The sequence below is a fragment of the Brevibacillus agri genome, from assembly GCF_004117055.1.
In the GTDB taxonomy this organism is placed as follows: Bacteria; Bacillota; Bacilli; order Brevibacillales; family Brevibacillaceae; genus Brevibacillus; species Brevibacillus agri.
The window spans coordinates 1,872,339-1,891,332 of record NZ_CP026363.1; the positions used below are offsets into that span (position 1 = coordinate 1,872,339).

Below are 18,994 nucleotides of genomic sequence, written 5' to 3' on the forward strand. Positions count from 1 at the left end.
GTTTGGAATAAATCATAGTATTCTCATCTGATTAGTATGTAACAAGGAGGAAGCGATGATGGGGAAATACTTGCTCAAGCGGTCGCTGTCGATGGTGATTACGCTCTGGCTCATCGCCACGTTGACGTTCGTCATCATGCATTTGATCCCGGGCGATCCGTTTGCGACAGAGGCCCGCATGCTGCCGGAAGAGGTGGTGCAAAACATGCGGGAGCGGTACCACCTCGATAAACCGTTGATGGAGCAGTATGTCCGGTATATGAACGGCCTGATCCACCTCGACCTGGGGCCTTCGATCCAGCAAAAGTCGCAGGATGTGGCGACGCTGATCCAACAGGGCTTTCCCGCCTCGGCCGTGCTCGGCTTGCAGTCGCTGGTTATGGCTTTGGTCGGAGGCATTGCGCTCGGAGTGGTCGCCGCCCTGTTTCACAACCGTTTGCCGGACTACGCCGCGATGTTTTTTGCGATTCTCGGCATTTCGGTTCCGAGTTTCATTTTGGCTCCTTTGCTCATCAAGTATTTTGCCGTGAAGTGGGAGCTGCTCCCGGTCGCTTCCTGGGACGGCTGGGAGTATTCGCTGCTTCCGTCCGTGGCGCTGGCGATTATTGCCCGCTTCGTCCGCACCAGCATGATCGAGGTGTTCGACCAGGACTACATGAGCACGGCGGAGGCGAAGGGGCTGTCCACTTTTCACATCGCGGTCCGGCACGGCATCCGCAACGCGATTTTGCCGGTGATTACGTTTATCGGCCCGCTCTTTGCCAACCTGATTACGGGCACGTTTGTGATCGAAAAAATTTTCGCCATACCGGGCATCGGCAAGTATTTCGTGGAGAGCATCTTCAATCGGGACTATCCGGTCATTCTCGGCACTTCCGTATTTTACAGTGCCGTCCTCATTTTGACACTGTTTTTCACCGACATTTTATACCGATTCGTCGATCCGCGAATCAAGTTAGCCAACGGGGGGGAATGAGGCGATGGCAGAAGTGTCACAAGTGCGTGACGAGCTGTTCCGGCCGCTTGATCGCAGCCGCTTCGACCAGCACAGCGCGATGCGGCCGAGTGCGAGCTACGGATGGGAGAGCGTGCGGAAAATGTTTCGCAACAAGCTGGCGGTATTCGGCTTTTGCTTGCTGGGAGCGATCGTCTTCCTGTCGGCTTTTGGCCCGAGCATGGTCCCGTATTCAGCCAGCGAGCAATCTCTCGTCTCGGGAAATTTGCCGCTGTCGTCGGAGCACTGGTTTGGAACGGACGATCTGGGCCGCGACATGTGGGTGCGCACCTGGGAAGGCGGACGCATCTCCTTGTTTATCGGAGTGGTCGCTGCGCTGATTGACCTCGTGCTGGGCGTGGTGGTCGGCGGGCTGGCGGGCTATATGGCCGGGCGCGGCAAGTGGGGCGACCGCATCGACAATGTGCTGATGAGGCTGGTGGAGATTTTGTACGGGATTCCGTACTTGCTCGTCGTGATTTTGTTGATGGTCATTATGGAGCCGGGGCTGACCACGATCATTACGGCTTTGTCGATTACCGGCTGGGTAGGAATGGCTAGGCTCGTGCGCGGGCAAATTTTGCAGGTAAAAGGCCAGGAGTACGTGCTCGCGGCCGAAAAGCTGGGGACACCGCACGCGAAAATCATTTGGCGGCACTTGCTTCCGAACGTGGCGGGAATCATCATCGTCAACCTGACTTTTACCATCCCCCAGGCGATCTTTGCCGAGTCGTTTCTGAGCTTTCTCGGGCTGGGCGTACAGGCTCCGACGGCGAGCTGGGGCACGATGGCGAACGATGCGCTGGCCGTCATTTTGAGCGGGCAATGGTGGAGGCTGTTTTTCCCGGGCGTGATGATCTCGCTTGTCATGTTTGCCTTTAACGCGATCGGAGACGGCTTGCAGGACGCTTTCCATCCGCGAAGCAGCAAAGCTTGAAGGAGGAATGACAAATGACCAATGTGCTGGAAGTGGAAGATTTGCACGTCTCCTTCCGGGCTTATGGCGGGGAAGTCCAGGCGGTGCGCGGTGTGAGCTTTTCCGTGCGGCCAGGGGAGACGCTGGCGATCGTCGGCGAGAGCGGCTGCGGAAAAAGCGTGACGGCCCGGGCGATCATGGGCATGGTGAAAGCGCCGCGGGGCCGCGTGAAAAAGGGGAGCGTCCGCTTGCACGGCAGAGAGCTTTCCTGTCTCGGAAAAAAAGAGTGGCAGCAAATTCGCGGCGCGCAGATCGGGATGATTTTTCAAGACCCGATGACGTCGCTCAATCCGACGATGAAGCTCGGGACGCAAATCGCCGAGGTGCTCGTCAAACATCAGAAGCTGTCCGCCAAAAAAGCGCGGGAAAAGGCGATTGAGCTGTTGGCGGCAGTCGGCATACCAGAGCCGGAAAGAAGGTGCGACCAATATCCGCACGAATGCAGCGGCGGGATGAGGCAGCGGATCGTCATCGCCATTGCGCTCGCCTGCGACCCGCAGTTGATTATCGCCGACGAGCCGACGACGGCGCTCGATGTGACGATTCAGGCGCAAATTTTGGCGTTGCTCCAAGATTTGCAGCAGGCAAAAGGGACGTCGATCATCATGATTACCCACGATTTGGGCGTCGTGGCGGAGGTGGCCGATCAGATGGCGGTGATGTACGCAGGCGTCATCGTCGAGCAAGGTCCGGTGGCAGAAGTTTTCGACAACCCGCAGCATCCGTACACGCGCGGACTGCTGCAATCCGTTCCCCGTCTGGATCAGCCGAGCGAGGAGCGGCTCATCCCGATTCAGGGCGCTCCGCCGGATTTGTTTGCGCCGCCCGCAGGCTGCCCGTTTGCCGCGAGGTGCGACTACGCCATGGAGGTGTGCGCGGAACACATGCCGCAGAGCACGGCCTTTTCCTTGCAGCATCAGGCGAAATGCTGGCTGCACGATTCGCGCGCGCGGCGTGTGGAGGAACTGGTGAGTGCAGGGAGGGAGCGGCATGTCTGACATTTTGCTAGAAGTAAAAGAGTTGCGCAAATATTACCCGATCGGCAACGGCAAACAGGTCAAATCGGTCGATGACATCTCCTTTTCAATCCGCAAAGGGAAGACGCTCGGACTGGTCGGCGAGAGCGGCAGCGGCAAATCGACGCTCGGCAGAACGATTGTCGGGCTGTATCCTCCGACGAGCGGCTCGGTCGTTTTTGATGGAACCGATCTGGCCGAGGCAAAAGGCGGGAAAAGGCGCGAGATCAATCGGCGGATGCAGCTCATTTTCCAAGACCCGCAATCTTCGCTCAACCCGCGCATGAGAGTAGGGGACATTATCGCGGAAGGAATCGAGGCGCACGGCTTGGCAAAAGGGCGCGAGAAAACAGAGCAGGTGCGGCAGCTTTTGGAAAAAGTCGGTCTGCACCCCGATCATGCACGGCGTTATCCGCATGAATTTAGCGGCGGACAGCGGCAGCGGATCGGGATTGCCCGGGCGTTGGCGGTACAGCCAAGCTTTATCGTGGCCGATGAGCCGATTTCGGCGCTGGACGTGTCGATTCAGGCGCAGGTGGTCAATCTGCTGGCTGACTTGCAGCAGGAAAGCCAGTTGACGTATTTGTTCATCGCGCACGATCTGGCTATGGTCAAATACATCAGCGACCGCATCGGCGTCATGTACCTCGGCCGGATGATGGAGCTGGCCGACAGCGACGCGCTGTTTGCCAGTCCGCTGCATCCGTACACGCAGGTGCTGCTGTCGACCATGCCCGTGTCCCACCCGAAGCACCGCGCCGCTCGCGAGCGAATTGTCATCGGCGAGCCGCCGAGCCCGATCCATCCGCCGCCAGGCTGCCCGTTCCAGACGAGATGCCCGAAAGCGATGAGCATTTGCAGGCAAATGGCCCCGGCCTGGAAGGAGGTGGAAGCCAAGCACTGGGTAGCCTGCTTTTTATACGAATAAATCGGGGAGAAACATACGGAGGAAAGAGACATGAAGAAAAAACTGATTACGGCTGCTGCCCTGCTGCTGCTGGTTGTTCCGGGATTGGCCGCGTGCAGCAAGGATACGCCGGCAGCTTCGGATACGAATCAAGGACAGGCTGCTTCTGCAGCCGCCATCAAGCAAGAGGTGACGGCGAACCTGAAGGGCGAGCCGTACACGCTCGATCCGGCATTCGCCTCGGACTCGACTTCGTATTGGGTCATCGACCACCTGTACGAAGGGCTGTACCGCTATGACCAAAACGGCGAGCTGGTCGAGGGCGCAGCGGAAAAAATCGAGATTTCCCCGGACGGGAAGACGTACACTTATCACATCCGCAAAGGGCTGAAATGGTCTAACGGCGATGCGTTGACCGCCAAAGACTTCGAATTTGCCTGGAAGCGGGTGCTGGACCCGAAAACGGCCGCCTATGAACCGTCTGCCCTGTACTACATCGAGGGAGCGGAGGAGTACAACACAGGCAAAGGCCCGCTGGAAAACGTGAAAATCGCCACGCCAGACGACTACACGCTCGTCGTCGGGCTGAAAAACCCGACCAGCTTCTTCCCGAAAGTCGCGATCGGCCGTCCGTACTTGCCTGTGAATCCGAAAGTGGTGCAGGCGGACAAAAACTGGGCAGCGGAAGCGAAAAGCATCGTGACGAACGGCGCTTACAAAGTCAGCGGCTGGGAGCACAACAACGAGCTGACGCTGACCAAAAACGACCAGTACTGGGACAAAGACGCCGTGACGATGGAAACGGTTCATTTCAAAATGGTCAACGACGCCACTACCTCCTACCAGATGTACAAGACAGGCAAGCTCGACCTGATCGACTCGTTGCCGACCGATGTTATCGAGCAGGAAAAAGGCAAGGAAGAGTACAAGACAACGGCTGACTTCGGCGTGTACACCTACACGTTCAACACAGAGGCAGAGCCGTTCAACAACGCGAAAATCCGGCGAGCTTTTGCGCTGGCGATCGACCGGGAAGCGATCACGCAAAACATTACGAAGGGCGATCAAAAAGCGGCCTACGGCTACGTCGCCTACGGCGTGACCACACCGTCCGGCAAAGACTTCCGCGACGAGGCGGCACCGTACTACAGCTACGATCCGGCCGCAGCGAAAAAGCTGCTGGAAGAAGGCATGCAGGAACAAGGCTGGTCGACGCTGCCTGCCGTCACCTTGAAGTACAGCACAGGCGAGTCGCATAAAAAAGTAGCGGAAGCGCTGCAAGAGATGTTCCGCAAAAACTTGGGCGTAGAAATCAAGTTGGAGCATCAGGAGTGGAAAACGTACATCGACACGTACAAGCAAATGAACTTCCAGATCGCGCGCATGGGCTGGACCGGAGCGTACCTGGACCCGCTGGCCGTCCTGGAGCTGTACACGAGCAAGTCGTCGAGCAACTTCACCAAGTGGGAAAATGCGAAGTTCGACGAGCTGATCGAGCAAGCGCGGGTGGAGCAAGATCAGGAAAAACGGACCAAGCTCTTGCATGAAGCGGAGGATGTGTTGATGGCGGAAATGCCGATTATTCCGGTCTACTTTTACACACAAAACTACTTGAACAACAAAAAGATCGAAGGCATTCGCTACAGCGTGACGACAGAGCCGGACTTCCGCTGGGCGAAAAAGGTGGCGGAATAAGCGCGCCCGCCGCGCCTGCAAGACAAGATTGATTAAAGGAGCCTCCTGCTTGCTTGCGGGAGGCTCCTTGCTGTCTGGGCGATTTTGCGGCGAAAAACGACGATGTTGTGAAATAGTGTTTTCCTCCTGGAAAAATGCGGGTAATATATAGGTAGATAGAACCCTATGCGAGAACGTTGCATGAGAGTACAGGGTGTGAGGAGAACGAATGATGATGGATACGTGTTTCAAATGCGGAAGCAAAATGAAGCCGAATGAATACAGTTGCCACGTCTGCGGCGAAAACGAAATGGAAGACTACCGGATGATTCGCAACTACGTGCGAAGCTACCCGAATTCGAATGCGATGCAAATTGCCAATGCGACAGGTATCTCCGTGTCCAAAATATTGCGCTACATCAAAAACGGCTCCTTGACCGTGGTCGACAACCAATCCCGCAGAGGACGGCGTTTTGAATGACGAGGAAATGGACGAACAGCCCGCAAGCTGCAACATGCGCCAAGCATGTGAGCGTGCGGCTTTGTTGCGATTGAAAAAGTGGAGCTTCATCTAAAATTGTAAGAACATGCTATAAGTAGTGAGCAGCTTAAAATATGTCACCGTGTTTGACCTAAATGTGCCCCCGAAAATGGGCTGTTTTTATTTTACAAGCATATTCAGGAAATGTACCAAAAGCCCGTACATCGCAAAGGGACATTAGCGAAGGCAGATCGACAGAAAATTGTTCTCGGGAATGAGTATGATGTGCAGCGCATGCTTTATTCGTTAATCCGTCCTATTTTCCCTGAAGCAAGAGTTGAAATTTATGAGGACGGGGGATATAAAAGCTATCGCTATGATATTTTTTTGATGATTATGAAACGGTTATCGAAGTCAAATGCTCCCGTCCATCCATGCAGGAACGTGAACTCACCGAGCAAATCGGATCTGATGCTTTTCACTATCAAGAAAAGTAAATTTACTTCTTTATCTACGATAAGCATAGAGTAATAGCAAACGTCGATGCTTTCTCCAAAGCATATAGTAAATCGCTGAATACACACGAAAAGCAGATCGAAACAGTTATTATCCAGCCCATTTCTTTTTAGAACACGATCCAAGCTCGTAAAAATAGCAAAGCTCCATATTATGAATAAAGGCACCCAGGATTTTATTTTCAGATTTAAGGGTAACGTTTGCCCAACGTCAAGTAGACAGTGGAAGAAGAAAAGATCTGACACCAATCATTTGGTTATGATTGGTGTCATTTTTATGCGCAGATTGTTGAAGAGAGTGCCGGTATGAGCAAGCCCCCATTTCGTTGAACACTAAAAAGCTTTGGACTGCAAGCTGACGTCCGGTACTCATTGGCTTCAGCTATTGGCCTAACGGACGGATGAGTTTTTCCAGTTGATTAGTAGGATTGGGGCCTGACCGCATACATGTGAGTGAGCTTTTTTATGCTTTTTACACCCAGCGCAACCCTTTCGGATAGTGATTTTTCAACAGGCCCTCCGATTGCTTTCCCCAGCCGATGGAAAAGCCGTCTACGGCGACGAGTGTCCAGCCGTTCGCTCCGTCCCGGGCGAGCGCTTCGCCTTTCAAATAGCGCAGCAGGTCGGGATCGTCCGCGCTGTAAGCGGCGACGCGGGCAGCCTCAGCGGGCGTGATGGCGAGCGCGAGCGCATGGGCAGGCTCCAGCCGATTTTTTTTCACCGTACCGAGATGCAGGCCGACGCGCGCGACCTTGAGCTTGTCCCAGTCCATTTCCGGGATGGGCGAGTAGTACAGTTGCTCGCCAAACAGGACAAAGGCGGATTCGTCGGCAAATGCGTCTGCGAGCTGCGGCATCGCTTCCTTGGCAAAAGCGCGCCAGGCAGCCAGCGCTTCCTTGCGTCCGGCGGGAGCGGCGGTTTTGGCGGCCCGCTTGTCCTTGCGCTTGCCAGACGCTGCGATTGGGGCTGCGTTTGCATCGGCGCTTTTTTGCAGCTTGGCGAGGTAGTGGCCTTCGCCTTGCAAGCGATGCGGCCACAGGCGCGCAGTATCGCTGAGCGCTTCGCAGGCGGGATTGGCCCAGCTTGGCTGACCGGGAGCGAACCATTCCGGCTGCGGCAGCGGGACGATTGTAAATTCCGGATGGCGGGCGAGAAAATCGACGAGAGACTGCTCGTTTTCCAGCGGAGCGAACGTGCAAGTGGAGTAGACGAGCGTTCCGCCCGGCTTGAGCATGGCGCTGGCGGCGTCGAGAATGTCTTGCTGCATGAGGTGGCATTCCGTCACTTTGTCCGGCGACCAGTCTTCCACCGCTTCTGGCAGCTTGCGGAACATCCCTTCGCCGGAGCACGGGGCATCGACGAGAATTTTGTCAAAAAACTGCGGAAAACGCTCCTGCAGTCGCTCCGGCGTCTCGTTGGTCACGACGGCGTTTTTGACGCCGCAGCGCTCCAGGTTTTCCGCCAACGCTTTCACGCGAACCGGGTGAATTTCGTTGGCAACGAGCAAGCCTTCGCCGTTCAGTCCCGCAGCGAGCTGAGTAGACTTGCCGCCGGGAGCCGCGCACAGGTCGAGGATGCGCTCGCCCGGCTGTGCGTCGAGCGCCTCGGCGGCGGACATGGCGCTTGGCTCTTGCAGGTAGTACAAGCCCGCCGCGTGAAACGGATGCTTGCCGGGGCGGTCTTGCTCGCGGTAGCGAAACCCGTTTGCGCACCAGGCAACCGGCTCCAGCGCAAACGGGGAGAGCGAGAGAAAACGCTCGCGCGCGACCTTGAGCGGATTGACTCGCAAGCCGTGCGTGACGGGCTGGTCGTAGGAAGCGATGAACGCTTCGTATTCCTGTTCGAGCAGGTTTTTCATTCGTTCGGTGAAAAGTCCGGGTAGATTTTGTGTCATAAACGCCTCCGTTGTCAGATTTTGGCCGCATGTAAAAGGAAAAGCTAGAATCATGGCGAATCATAGAAAATGAGGTGAGAGCTTGTTATGAAGGGATCCCGTGCAGAACGCTACCGTTCCCGGCGGAGGAACGACTCGGAAGTCAGCCGATTTTGGATCATGGGGTTGCTTTTCTCACTGCTGGTGCTCGCTTTTGAATTCTTCATCGAAATTCCCGCCGATGCAGAGTGGCTTGTCGATATGGAGATGGCCTTGTTCTCGGCCAGCTTTACGTTGCTCGCTTTTTACCTGCTCGGGCTTACCTTTGCCTTTTCCCGCCACCAACAGGCAGGGAAGATCAATCACCAGATCATCATCTATGTATGGTTGGGAGCGATCTTGTTTCACCTTTTCCTGCTCATCAGCAATTTGTCCAATCAACATGTGTACAAAGCAGGGATCATTTTATTTTTAGGGCCTTTGTTTTTAACTGTCTACCATTTTATCACGTACTTGTCCGCTTTGCGCGAGGAGCGTGAGGAGCAGGAAGCGGCCACGGCTGCTTCGCTGGAGCGCACGGCTTACCAGATGATTCTGGAGGGCGGCAAGGTGTACAGCGAAATCAACCGGTTAAAAACAGAGTATCCGGAAGTGGACCAGATGCTTCGCGCCAACGACTTTCACGATAGATTGGAGCGCTACGCCCTGGAGATGCAGCAGTATTTGCAGGTGAAAAACTTCGAGCGCAAGGACGTGGAGCTGTTGGAGGGGCACTACTATTTCTTGGAAAATTTGCTGAGTCTCGCGAAGCAGCACCCGGGGATCATCGAATCTCGCGCGTATTCGCACCGCGCAGACAAGTAAAGCAAAAAGGAGAGGGAAGCAAATGTTTTGGAAAAAGGACAAAGGACTTGCGGAAAAAGAGACAGCAGCGGCAGCAGTGACACCCTTGGCAACAGAGAGCGAAGCACAGCAGCAAGACGCGTGGAAAAAGGAACTGCGCGGACTGTACGAACAGATAGGGGCGATCATTTCCCAGCACAATGAGGTAAATGCTCAACACGACGGGCTTGCCCGTCTGGCCACCCAAATGAAAAACGTCGTGGAGAAAATCCAGGCCATCAACGAAAAAGACGACGAGTCTGCCAACCAGCTCTCCGTGCGCGGAGAGCGGCTGACCGTCATCTGCAAAGATTCGGTCGAGCGCTCGGAGGCGGGCAAAAAGGCGATGACCGAAGTGGTCGATGTGATGAGCCAGCTAGAAAAAGAATCGACGAACACGTCCCGCTCGATGAGCCGGCTGGAAGAACGCTCCTCGGAGATCACGAGCATCGTCAAGGTCATTAGCGATATCGCCAACCAGACGAATTTGCTCGCGCTGAATGCCGCGATTGAGGCGGCGCGCGCAGGCGAGCAGGGACGAGGCTTCGCAGTCGTGGCGGACGAGGTGCGCAAGCTGGCAGAAATGACGGCGAACTCGACGAAAACGATTGCCGAGCTGATCGGCAAAATCCAGGAGGAAACAAAAGAAGCGCTCGCCAACAGCGAGAAGAGCGGCAACGCGATCAAAAACGGACTGGCGATCAGCAAGGAAGCGTCCGAAAAAATGGACGGAATCGTGCGCGCTTTCCACGAAGTCAACGAAGAAGTGGCAGGCGTCATGCAGATTATCCAGCAGCAAAAGCGCTTTGCCGACGAGGTGTCCAGCCAGGTCAATGCAGCGCGCGGCCTGTTGGACGACCTGAACGAAGATTTGATCGGCCACGTAAAAGAAGCGGGCGTCGTCGACCAGCTTTTGCAGAGCAGCCTGAAAGAAGTCAAAAAAGTATTGTCCTAATAAAATTATTCCTCGACAAAGTGAAACGGAAAGTCCCTCCCCGCAGTCTTAATGGGTGAGGGACTTTTTTGTGCAGCTAAGGCTAGGTTAATCGCTTGGCACAGCCGAGTTTTTTAGCCGAGGCGAGAGCTTCGCCGGGAGAGAGCGGCTAGCCCACCCGTTCTAGTACGGGTCTACTACAGGCAATGGCTGCTCCAGCATGTAGCGATACACAGGCACCTCATCTCCGGCTTCGACCGGAATGAAGTTGAAGGTGACATAGCTGTCGACCGATTCCGGCTCCAGGGCGAGTGCAATGAAGTTGGCGTTTGGCTGGGCCATGCTGAATACATAGCTGCCGGCCGGGAAAGTCTTGGTCGTCTTGGTCACATTGGTCGTGACTTCGTTTGTAAAATGCCCGTTTTCGTACGTCGTGTTTACTTTGTTTTCGCTGACGGTGTAGCGCTCGACAGGCACGGTTGTCTCTTCGGACAGCTTGCTTACCTCCACGCCGAGCTTTTTCAGCTTGGCTGCCACGTCGTGATAGGCAGCAGGCATGATGTAGGCGGTAGGGCGTTCGCGCTCCAGCACGGGGTAGGCGTCAGTCGAGCTGACCCAGTCGATGGGGACCGACACTTTTTTGGCCTGTGCCACGTCGACGACGACCAGCGACTGATTCGGGATGAGTTTGTTTTCGCTCGTGATGACGAGTTTGTCGTCGTCGTTTGCTTTTCTGCCTTTTTCGGTGACTTCCTCGCGGGCGCGGGCGACGGCTGCCTTGATCGCATCGGCATGGGCGGCGGTGGACTGGATGATGGCGGCGTGCGTGACGGCCTGGCTGTAGACGCGACGCTCAAAATCGGCCCGTCCGATGCCGATGCCGCGCGTTTCCACGAGGAAGGTCAACGTATTTTTCAAACCGAGCGCATTGCGCCCGATGCGCGTCTCCGTGCTGCCTTCCGTGGCGGTCACCTTGCCGTCCTTGCCTTTGGCGAGCGTGAAGTAGGCGTGGTGGGAAAGCTGCTCCTTGTCCAGCGCTTTTTGCGCATCGGCCAACAGGAGCGAGTCGGACAGCTTGCGCAGCGACTCGGGAATATTCAAGTTTTTGGCGGACGAGATCAGGACGTCATAGGAGGAGATTGCGCCCTTTTCCCCGACGTGGGCAAACTGGTTGTAGTTGACCTGTTGCCTACGCGACCGTTGCAGGAGCGGTATAACTTTTCCCCGACGTGGGCAAACTGGTTGTAGTTGACGCCGTATTCGTGCGCGTCGAGGATCACGTCTGGCTGAAACTCATTGATCGCCTGATGTACGGCTTGCACCTCGGGATACTCGACCTTCATGTAGTCGCGGTTGGCATCCAGATCGGTAGCGATGTAGCGCTTGAACTGGTAGGAGCCGTCCGGGTTGAGCCGGGGGACGATGGCGACGTTGACCTTGTCGAGCAAATCGGCGCCGAGCGCGTCTTCAGCCAGCCATTTGGCGATGACGAGGGCGGATTCTCCGGCGGCAGGCTCGTTTCCGTGAATTTGCGCTTGCAGCCAGACGAGCGGCTTTGTCTGGTTTTGCTTGACGGTCGTCATGTCTTTGCTGAACAAAAGGAGCGGGATGTCCCGTCCCTCCAGCGAGGTTCCGATCGAAACCAGCTTGGCGTGCTTGCTGGTTTCTGCCAACTTGCTTATGTATGCCAGCATTTCTTCCTGGGTAGTGAAGGCGACCTTTCCTTTGGCAAAGCCAGGGGTGCCGAAATCGAGCTGCGGGTCGGGGAACAGACTTTTGACCTCTGCAGGCTGTACATAGCTTGGGCCGAGGCCATAGTACGGAACAGGAGCGTCCGTCTGGGCAGCGTGGGCGGTCGGCGGCGCCCAGGGGAGTGCAAAACCGCTTGACAAAAGCGACACGGCAAGGGCAGCAGATGTGATGCAACGTACCTTCTTGGTCATAGGTTCCCTCCACGGATCAACAGAGAATGGTTGTACATTCTTAAAATATCAGATAATTTAAAAAATAATAATCGCCCTCTTTATTCATTTTCACAGGAGAGAAAGCGGGACTTCCGTGTGATTCGCCATGAATAATATGGTATCATTTTCATATTGATACAAAAGTTTACTGTATTCAAACAAGTGAAATGGAGGAATTTTTCTTCAGGACAGGGGGATGACATGGTCAGAAAAATCAGCGTTTTGCTCCTTTTGATGACGGCCATCGCCGTATGCACCTTTATTCCCGGCCCGGCTTCTGTCTCAGCTTCCGCTACTGTGCCGCTCTGGCAAAAGCCCGCCGAAAAAGAAACGACCAGCAAGCCAAACGGCGCCACGCACAAAAAGCGAGAGTTTGTGTTTGGCGACGGAGATGTGTACTGGAGCCAGCAAATTAGCGGCAAGAAAAATGCGAAGCCATACGTTATCACCGTACCGATTCAGGGCAACAGCCAAAACATGATGTTCCGCTACAGGGCGTACAACGAATCGAAGCAGCCATTTTGGCAAGCCGTGACGCTGGATCAGGTCAAGATGCTCCCGCTTGCTGCCGGGTTCGTCGAAACAGAGGGACGATACATTTGGCTCGGCATGCCGATCGTCTACGTCGACAAGGGCCGAGGCACGATTGAAGAGCATCCCGAGCTGGCGCTGCCGATCCAGGTCAAACAAAGCGCAAACGGCGTCGTGCTGGAAATCAGGCTGCCGATCAAGGCGGGCTATATGAGCGAGATGTGGGCGCTGGAATCGAGGGAACCGCTCGTGCCGTGGGGCGAGCAAGCGATTGACCAAATCTGGCTTGCGCTCGATGTCACGCAAAACGCAAAGTGGCTGTATGACGGCTACTACTACAAAAGTCCTTCGACCTACGAGCCTACTTCCGCGAACGCCTATTGGCGGATTCCCGAAAATTACGTCTTGCGCTCCTTTTTGTACACGGGAGGCAGCAGGGCAGCGCGCAACATGGGATATGTGATGTTGAAAACAAGCTTGCTCCAGCAGGAGCCGGAGGGGTACTGGAAGACGCTTCCCCGTTCGCTGTGGCTGAGCGAGGACTACGGGATTCCGGACGGCTTTTACGATACGCGCTTTAACACGGGAGCAGCGGACTTGATGCTGCGCGGATGCGTCCAGTACGCGGAAGAGTCGTTTTGCCAGGCGGCGCAAAAATACGGGACGTATTTTCAAAGGCATGCGGCGAGCAACCATTATGTCGTGAATGGGATTCAGTCGGGCTGGCTCGTTGCCGATTACGCTTCTGCGAAAAATCCCGCCGCCCAGACGCATGTCTCGCTCAACCACCAGTTGGCTGAAATCAATTTTCTGTACAGCAGCTACCTGCAATTTGGCGATCCGACCGACAAAGACCTGGCAGACCTGATGCTCGCGGGAGTTGTCAATCTGGGCACCCGCTGGCTGTTGGCAAACGGCGATTTGCACTACGCCTATTTTCCCGACGGCACATTCGGGAGAGCGGACTACCCGTACCTGACCTACAACGATCTGGTCGAAACCCAGCGGCTGTACCGTCTGCTCCACGGAACAGAGGAGCCGACGATTGCCCGGCTTACAGCGAGCAAGCTGGCCTGGATGCAAAAAAACAACGTCGCTTACAGATAAAAAGAAAAGGCTGCTGGATCGCTCGGTCTGATATTATCCCCTTTGAGTAGACAGTGAAAAAAGCCCAAGCATATTGGCTTGGATGGTACACTGATACGTGGAGGGGATCAGTCGCTTTGCTTTGGCTTTTGCAGGGCGAACAAGGTCAAAAAGCTGACCGCCTCCCGCAGCTCCACGCTCAAGCGCCCCGCGATATCCGGTGTGATGCCTTCCTTGTACACCGGCTCCTCCGCGAGCAGCGCGAAGCCGTTTTCTGCGGCAAGCTGCTTCGCCTCCCAAGGCATCATCGTGTTTTGAATCGTGTTTTCCTCGTACAGCCGCCGATAGCTGTGGGCGCGAGGTCCTGCTGTCGGACCCAAAATGCCGATGACGAGAATGCCTCCCGGCGCGAGTACGCGGCGCAGCTCCAGCAAAGCTTTCAAGGGGGCGGGCGTAAATTCCACCACGTTAATGGACATCACACCTGCAAACGTACCATCTGCAAACGGCAGCTTGCTGATATCTGCTGTCTGAAACTGAACATTTTCCGGGAAATGCTTTTTCCGTTCCTCGGCGAGACGAATCATTTCCCCGGCAATGTCGACCCCCTCCACTGTATAGCCGTGCCCGGCCAGCTTGCAGCTTGCATAGCCATCCCCGCAGCCAGCGTCCAGAATCGGTCCCCGTCCGGGGGCGACGTGCCGCATGAAAAACGGGAGGATCGTGCTGCGGCTGCCTTTTTCCCACATCTGCTCACTGCGTTTGTGCCAGTCGGCGGCAAACGAATCCCACTGCCTGGCTGCTTCTTGACTCCATTGACTTGACAACCTTCCCACCTCCTGCTCGGATTTGCGCTGCCTTTATTGTACCAAGCGGGCGCTCGAATGCGTACTTTAATCGGTGAAAGCGTTTGAGCGTTTTCGCGTTATTCCGTGTTCTTGCGCGAGGAAGCGCTTCCAATGTAATCTCAAAATAACGACAAAATAATCCCAATAAACCAAAAAGTAATAATAATTGAAAAAGAAAGAAAGCGGAGGGGTAGGCAAATGAGCAACACCGATTTTTTTCCGATTCAGGACTGGGACTATCTGGAGTTTTACGTAGGAAACGCCAAGCAGGCGATGCATTACTTCACCAAGGCGTTCGGCTTTGAGCCAGTCGCGTATGCCGGGCTGGAAACAGGCTCGCGCGAAAAAGTCTCCTACGTGTTGAAGCAAAAGCACATGACTTTTGTCATCAGCGGCGCTCTGACGCCTGACCACCCTATCGCCGAATTTGTGAAAAAGCACGGTGATGGAGTGAAAGACGTCGCCCTGCGCGTGGACGACTGTGAGCAAGCGTACCGCGAGGCTGTATCCCGCGGCGCGATCCCGATCATGGAGCCGACCGAATACACGGACGAATTTGGTACCGTGAAAAAAGCGGTAATCGGCACATACGGCGAAAACATTCACTCCTTCATCGAACGGAAAAACTACAACGGCCCGTTCCTGCCCGGCTATACCGCCTTCGAGTCTTCGGTAAAAGCCGAGAGCACCGGACTGATCGGAATCGACCACGTCGTCGGAAACGTGGAAGTCATGGACGAATGGGTAGGTTATTACCAGCGGGTCATGGGCTTCACGGCGGTGCAAAACTTCAGCGAGGACGACATTTCCACCGAGTATTCGGCGCTCATGTCCAAAGTGATGCAAAACGGTACAGGCCGCATCAAGTTCCCGATCAACGAGCCGGCGGAAGGCCGCCGCAAGTCGCAAATCCAGGAGTTTCTGGAGTTTTACAAAGGTCCAGGCGTGCAGCACATCGCGATCTTGACCAACGATATCATCCAAACCGTCTCGAAGCTGCGTGAAAACGGCGTAGACTTCCTCACCGTGCCGGACACGTACTACGAAGACTTGAAGGAGCGCGTAGGCGAAATCGACGAGGATATCGAAGCGCTGAAAAAGCTGGGTGTCCTGGTAGACCGCGACGATGAAGGCTACCTGCTGCAACTGTTCAGCAAGCCGATTGTGGACCGTCCGACGCTGTTTATCGAAATCATCCAGCGCAAAGGGGCACGCGGCTTCGGCAACGGCAACTTCAAGGCGCTGTTCGAGGCGCTGGAGCGCGAGCAGGAGCGCCGCGGCAACCTGTAACGCTTCGTTTACACGCATCATCTGGAAACTGGAAAAGCCGTCTGTTGTGCGCCGAACGTGCAACAGGCGGCTTTTTTGCGTGAGGGAGGGCGAACAAGCAGAAGCAAGCGTGCATGCCGCCGGAAAATCTGTGCGTTTGCGCCCGCGATGCTCGGCTTTTGGGACGGTTGCTTTTCGCGACAGGGAGGCTTGCGTGCCCTCAGACAAATTTTCCTGTTCTGCCTACTCTGACAATTCGCTTGACCGCTTCTTCGCCCGCTGGAGATAATGGAGCAAAGGGCAGCCGCTTGCCGGATTTTCGAGCGGGCCTGGAAGTGTGCGAAGAGGGTGAGCCGATGAACATGTCTTTGATGATACCACTGGCGGAGCGGACGGCTGTTTTGATCGTAGCCGCTTTGCTGTTTACGCGGGTGCGGGCTTTCCGCAGCATCTTGAACCAGCAGGCGACCTGGCGGGAAAAGGCCGTGATGGTGCTCATCTTTTCCGCGATTTCGATTCTCGGGACGTACAACGGCATCTGGTACCAGGACGCGATCGCCAATTCCCGCGTCATCGGCACGGTAGTAGCCGGATTGCTCGCAGGCCCATGGGTCGGGCTGATGACGGGCCTTGTCGCTGGCATACACCGCTATTCGCTTGGCGGCTTCACCGACCTGGCCTGCACGATCTCCACGATCAGCGAAGGGGTCATGGCCGGACTGATTTACCAGTTTCGCCGCAACCGCAATCAGGAGATCGGCTGGACTACCGCGCTGGTCGTAGGCTTTTTGGCGGAATGGATGCAGATGGGGATTATTTTGCTCGTGGCCCGGCCGTACGAGGACGCGCTTGCACTCGTGCAATCGATCAGCATCCCGATGTCTGTCGTCAACTCGCTCGGCATCGCCATCCTGATTATCATTATTGACCTGGTGAAAAAAGAAGAAGACCGGATCGGCGCACTCCAGGCGCAGCGGACTATGCAGGTCGCGGATAAAACGCTGTCCTATTTGCGCGAAGGCTTGACCTATGAATCGGCGAAAAAGGTGGCGGAGGAAATTTTGCGCACGACGCGGGTAGCCGCCGTCGCGATTACCGATACGCGCTGCGTGCTTGCCCATGTCGGCGCAGGCTCGTCGCACCACGTGGTGGGAGAAGGCATCTCTACCAAGGCGACCAAGGAAGTGCTGGAAAGCAAAAAGCTGATGATCGCCCGGACAAAAGAGGAGATCGGTTGCATGGAGACGAGCTGCTCCTTGCGCTATGCGATTATCGTCCCGCTGATGCGCAGGCGGGAGGTCGCGGGCGTGCTCAAACTGTACCAGGATCGCTCGCGCATGCTCTCGGCGGTCGATCTGGAGCTGGTGCGCGGCTTGGGCAACCTGATTTCTACCCAACTGGAGCTGGCCGAGCTGGAAAAGCAGTCGCGGCTGCTCGCGGACGCGGAGATCAAAGCGCTGCACGCGCAGATCAACCCGCATTTTTTGTTCAATGCGCTCAATACGATTGTGTCTTTCATCCGCTTCCGGCCGGAGCAGGCGCGCGAGCTGCTGATTCATCTCGGCGAGTATTTTCGCCGCAACTTACACGACTCCAGCGGCTATGTCAGCCTGGCCGGAGAGCTGGAGCACATCGAGGCGTATTTGGCGATCGAACGGGCGCGCTTTGGCGAAAAGCTGCATGTGGAATACGACATTGAGGCCGGGGTGGAACGGTACACGGTACCTGGTCTGATTCTTCAGCCGCTTGTGGAAAACGCGGTCAAGCACGGGCTGCTCCCTAAGCGCGAGGGAGGCACGGTCAAGATTCGGGCGAGAAGAGTCCAGCACGATACGCTCGAACTGACCGTGGCGGACGACGGGGTCGGGATGGACACAGACCCGTTTTTGCTCGCCCAGACGCAAAAAAGCGATCGGCGCCGTCTGTCGGGAATCGGCCTGTCCAACGTGAAAAACAGGCTCGCCTCGATCTACGGCGAGCCTTATGGAATCGTCATCGAAAGCAGCGCGGGGAAAGGGACGACGTGTACGATACAATTGCCAATAGGAGTGAGTAGCAGTGCTAAAAGTGTTCATCGTGGATGACGAGGCACCGGCGCGGGAGGAACTGCGCTATTTGCTTGCGCAGTTTCCCGATGTGTCGGTAATCGGGGAAGCGGCCAGCGGGGAAGAGGCGATCGAAGCCGTCATGCAGTTGGAGCCGGATGCGGTCTTCTTGGACATCCACCTGCAAGATCGGGATGGCGTCGACGTGGGTCAGGAGCTTCTGGAGTCGATGGTGCGTCCGCCGGTCATCATTTTCGCGAGCGCCTATGAAATCCATGCGGTTCGCGCTTTTGAAACAGAAGCCGTCGATTACATCGTCAAGCCGTTTAGCGAGACGCGGCTGGAAAAGACGATGAATCGCGTCCGTAAGATGCTGCACGCGCAAAAAACGCGGGCCGAGCCAGCGCGCTTTTCCGAGGAACAACTGCAAAGCCTGCTGCAAACCGTCCTGGCCGATCAGCAGCCGCGGCGTGTACCTGTGGAAAAAAACGGAAAAATCATACTGATCGACCCGAACGAAATCGTCTTCGCCACCTTGGAAGGACGTTACGCAAGCATTTACACCGACTGCGAGCAGTACGCCACCAGCTTTACGCTGCAGGAGCTGGAGAGCCGCCTGTCGCGCCAGCAGTTTTTCCGGACGCACCGGGCGTTTATCGTCAATTTGGCAAAAACGGCTGAGCTGGTTCCGTGGTTCAAAGGCTCGATTCACCTGGTCATGCAGGACAGCCGCAAGACAGAGGTGCCCGTCAGCCGCAACGTGGTGAAGGAGTTGAAAAAGCGGCTGGGCTTTTAGCCGGGGCGGATATTTTCCCGTTTGCGCCGAGCATGCGTTGCCACAGTCCCAGCCGGAAGCTTTTTGCCGATGCCAAAAACCCGTCTCCCGCACTAGGATACGTGCTGGTTGACGGGCTTTTGGCTTTGGGAGCGGTTACAGGAGTGGTGGTCCGCAACTGCCTCTCTTCGCAAAAATGGAAGAGAGGCAGTTGAAAAGCAATC

16 protein-coding genes and 1 pseudogene are annotated in these 18,994 nt (G+C 55.9%); 13 read left to right on the forward strand and 4 right to left on the reverse strand.

Features of this window, described 5'->3' with window-relative positions; genetic code table 11:
• The first annotated feature begins 58 nt into the window (after window positions 1-58).
• From BA6348_RS09330 to BA6348_RS26590, 7 genes and pseudogenes are all read left to right on the forward strand, one after another.
• Window positions 59-976, forward strand: a complete 918-nt coding sequence (locus BA6348_RS09330) for an ABC transporter permease (RefSeq protein WP_122953295.1) — start codon at window positions 59-61, stop codon at window positions 974-976.
• Between the two features lie 4 nt (window positions 977-980).
• Window positions 981-1,931, forward strand: coding sequence for an ABC transporter permease (locus BA6348_RS09335; protein ID WP_005831579.1), 951 nt, complete (start codon window positions 981-983; stop codon window positions 1,929-1,931).
• Between the two features lie 14 nt (window positions 1,932-1,945).
• Window positions 1,946-2,968 carry an ABC transporter ATP-binding protein gene (locus BA6348_RS09340; RefSeq protein WP_026557825.1) on the forward strand — a complete coding sequence of 341 codons (1,023 nt, stop codon included), beginning with the start codon at window positions 1,946-1,948 and terminating at the stop codon, window positions 2,966-2,968.
• A complete protein-coding gene (locus BA6348_RS09345) occupies window positions 2,961-3,914 on the forward strand; it encodes an ABC transporter ATP-binding protein (protein ID WP_005831575.1) in 954 nt (317 codons plus the stop codon). The genes BA6348_RS09340 and BA6348_RS09345 overlap by 8 nt, the downstream gene beginning before the upstream one ends.
• A gap of 30 nt (window positions 3,915-3,944) precedes the next feature.
• The gene (locus BA6348_RS09350; protein ID WP_005831573.1) at window positions 3,945-5,588 is read left to right on the forward strand and encodes a peptide ABC transporter substrate-binding protein; all 1,644 of its coding nucleotides are present in this window, start codon (window positions 3,945-3,947) and stop codon (window positions 5,586-5,588) included.
• A 211-nt stretch (window positions 5,589-5,799) separates the two neighbouring features.
• A complete protein-coding gene (locus BA6348_RS09355) occupies window positions 5,800-6,048 on the forward strand; it encodes a hypothetical protein (protein WP_005831571.1) in 249 nt (82 codons plus the stop codon).
• 204 nt (window positions 6,049-6,252) lie between these two features.
• A pseudogene (locus tag BA6348_RS26590) lies at window positions 6,253-6,545 on the forward strand (PD-(D/E)XK nuclease domain-containing protein).
• Between the two features lie 490 nt (window positions 6,546-7,035).
• Here the strand turns inward: BA6348_RS26590 and BA6348_RS09360 are convergent.
• Window positions 7,036-8,457, reverse strand: a complete 1,422-nt coding sequence (locus tag BA6348_RS09360; RefSeq protein WP_007776769.1) for an RsmB/NOP family class I SAM-dependent RNA methyltransferase — start codon at window positions 8,455-8,457, stop codon at window positions 7,036-7,038.
• Between the two features lie 87 nt (window positions 8,458-8,544).
• Between BA6348_RS09360 and BA6348_RS09365 the strand changes: the two genes are divergently transcribed.
• A complete protein-coding gene (locus BA6348_RS09365) occupies window positions 8,545-9,300 on the forward strand; it encodes a hypothetical protein (RefSeq protein ID WP_005831565.1) in 756 nt (251 codons plus the stop codon).
• Between the two features lie 22 nt (window positions 9,301-9,322).
• Complete coding sequence (locus BA6348_RS27675; protein WP_026557830.1) at window positions 9,323-10,273, forward strand: methyl-accepting chemotaxis protein; 951 nt, start codon at window positions 9,323-9,325, stop codon at window positions 10,271-10,273.
• Between the two features lie 162 nt (window positions 10,274-10,435).
• Here the strand turns inward: BA6348_RS27675 and BA6348_RS27270 are convergent, their stop codons facing one another.
• Both BA6348_RS27270 and BA6348_RS27275 read right to left on the reverse strand, forming a co-directional pair.
• On the reverse strand, window positions 10,436-11,353 hold the full coding sequence (locus tag BA6348_RS27270) for a M14 family metallopeptidase (protein WP_242507468.1): 918 nt from the start codon (window positions 11,351-11,353) through the stop codon (window positions 10,436-10,438).
• 17 nt (window positions 11,354-11,370) lie between these two features.
• The gene (locus BA6348_RS27275) at window positions 11,371-12,195 is read right to left on the reverse strand and encodes a M14 family zinc carboxypeptidase (protein ID WP_242507469.1); all 825 of its coding nucleotides are present in this window, start codon (window positions 12,193-12,195) and stop codon (window positions 11,371-11,373) included.
• Window positions 12,196-12,417: 222 nt separating this feature from the next.
• On the opposite strand from BA6348_RS27275, the gene BA6348_RS09380 reads away from it, so the two are divergent.
• On the forward strand, window positions 12,418-13,854 hold the full coding sequence (locus BA6348_RS09380; RefSeq protein ID WP_122953294.1) for a hypothetical protein: 1,437 nt from the start codon (window positions 12,418-12,420) through the stop codon (window positions 13,852-13,854).
• 107 nt (window positions 13,855-13,961) lie between these two features.
• Here the strand turns inward: BA6348_RS09380 and BA6348_RS09385 are convergent, their stop codons facing one another.
• Window positions 13,962-14,660 carry a class I SAM-dependent methyltransferase gene (locus BA6348_RS09385; protein WP_005835218.1) on the reverse strand — a complete coding sequence of 233 codons (699 nt, stop codon included), beginning with the start codon at window positions 14,658-14,660 and terminating at the stop codon, window positions 13,962-13,964.
• Window positions 14,661-14,879: 219 nt separating this feature from the next.
• Here BA6348_RS09385 and hppD point away from each other — a divergent pair, with 219 nt between their 5' ends.
• The 3 genes from hppD to BA6348_RS09400 all read left to right on the forward strand — a co-directional run bounded on the left by hppD (window position 14,880) and on the right by BA6348_RS09400 (window position 18,791).
• On the forward strand, window positions 14,880-15,971 hold the full coding sequence (gene hppD, locus BA6348_RS09390; protein WP_007778924.1) for a 4-hydroxyphenylpyruvate dioxygenase: 1,092 nt from the start codon (window positions 14,880-14,882) through the stop codon (window positions 15,969-15,971).
• 335 nt (window positions 15,972-16,306) lie between these two features.
• Window positions 16,307-18,034: a sensor histidine kinase gene (locus BA6348_RS09395; RefSeq protein ID WP_007778928.1), complete on the forward strand. Its 1,728-nt coding sequence runs from the start codon at window positions 16,307-16,309 to the stop codon at window positions 18,032-18,034.
• Entirely contained in the window at window positions 18,009-18,791 is a 783-nt protein-coding gene (locus tag BA6348_RS09400) for a LytR/AlgR family response regulator transcription factor (RefSeq protein ID WP_005830346.1), read from the forward strand. The genes BA6348_RS09395 and BA6348_RS09400 overlap by 26 nt, the downstream gene beginning before the upstream one ends.
• Window positions 18,792-18,994 lie beyond the last annotated feature (203 nt).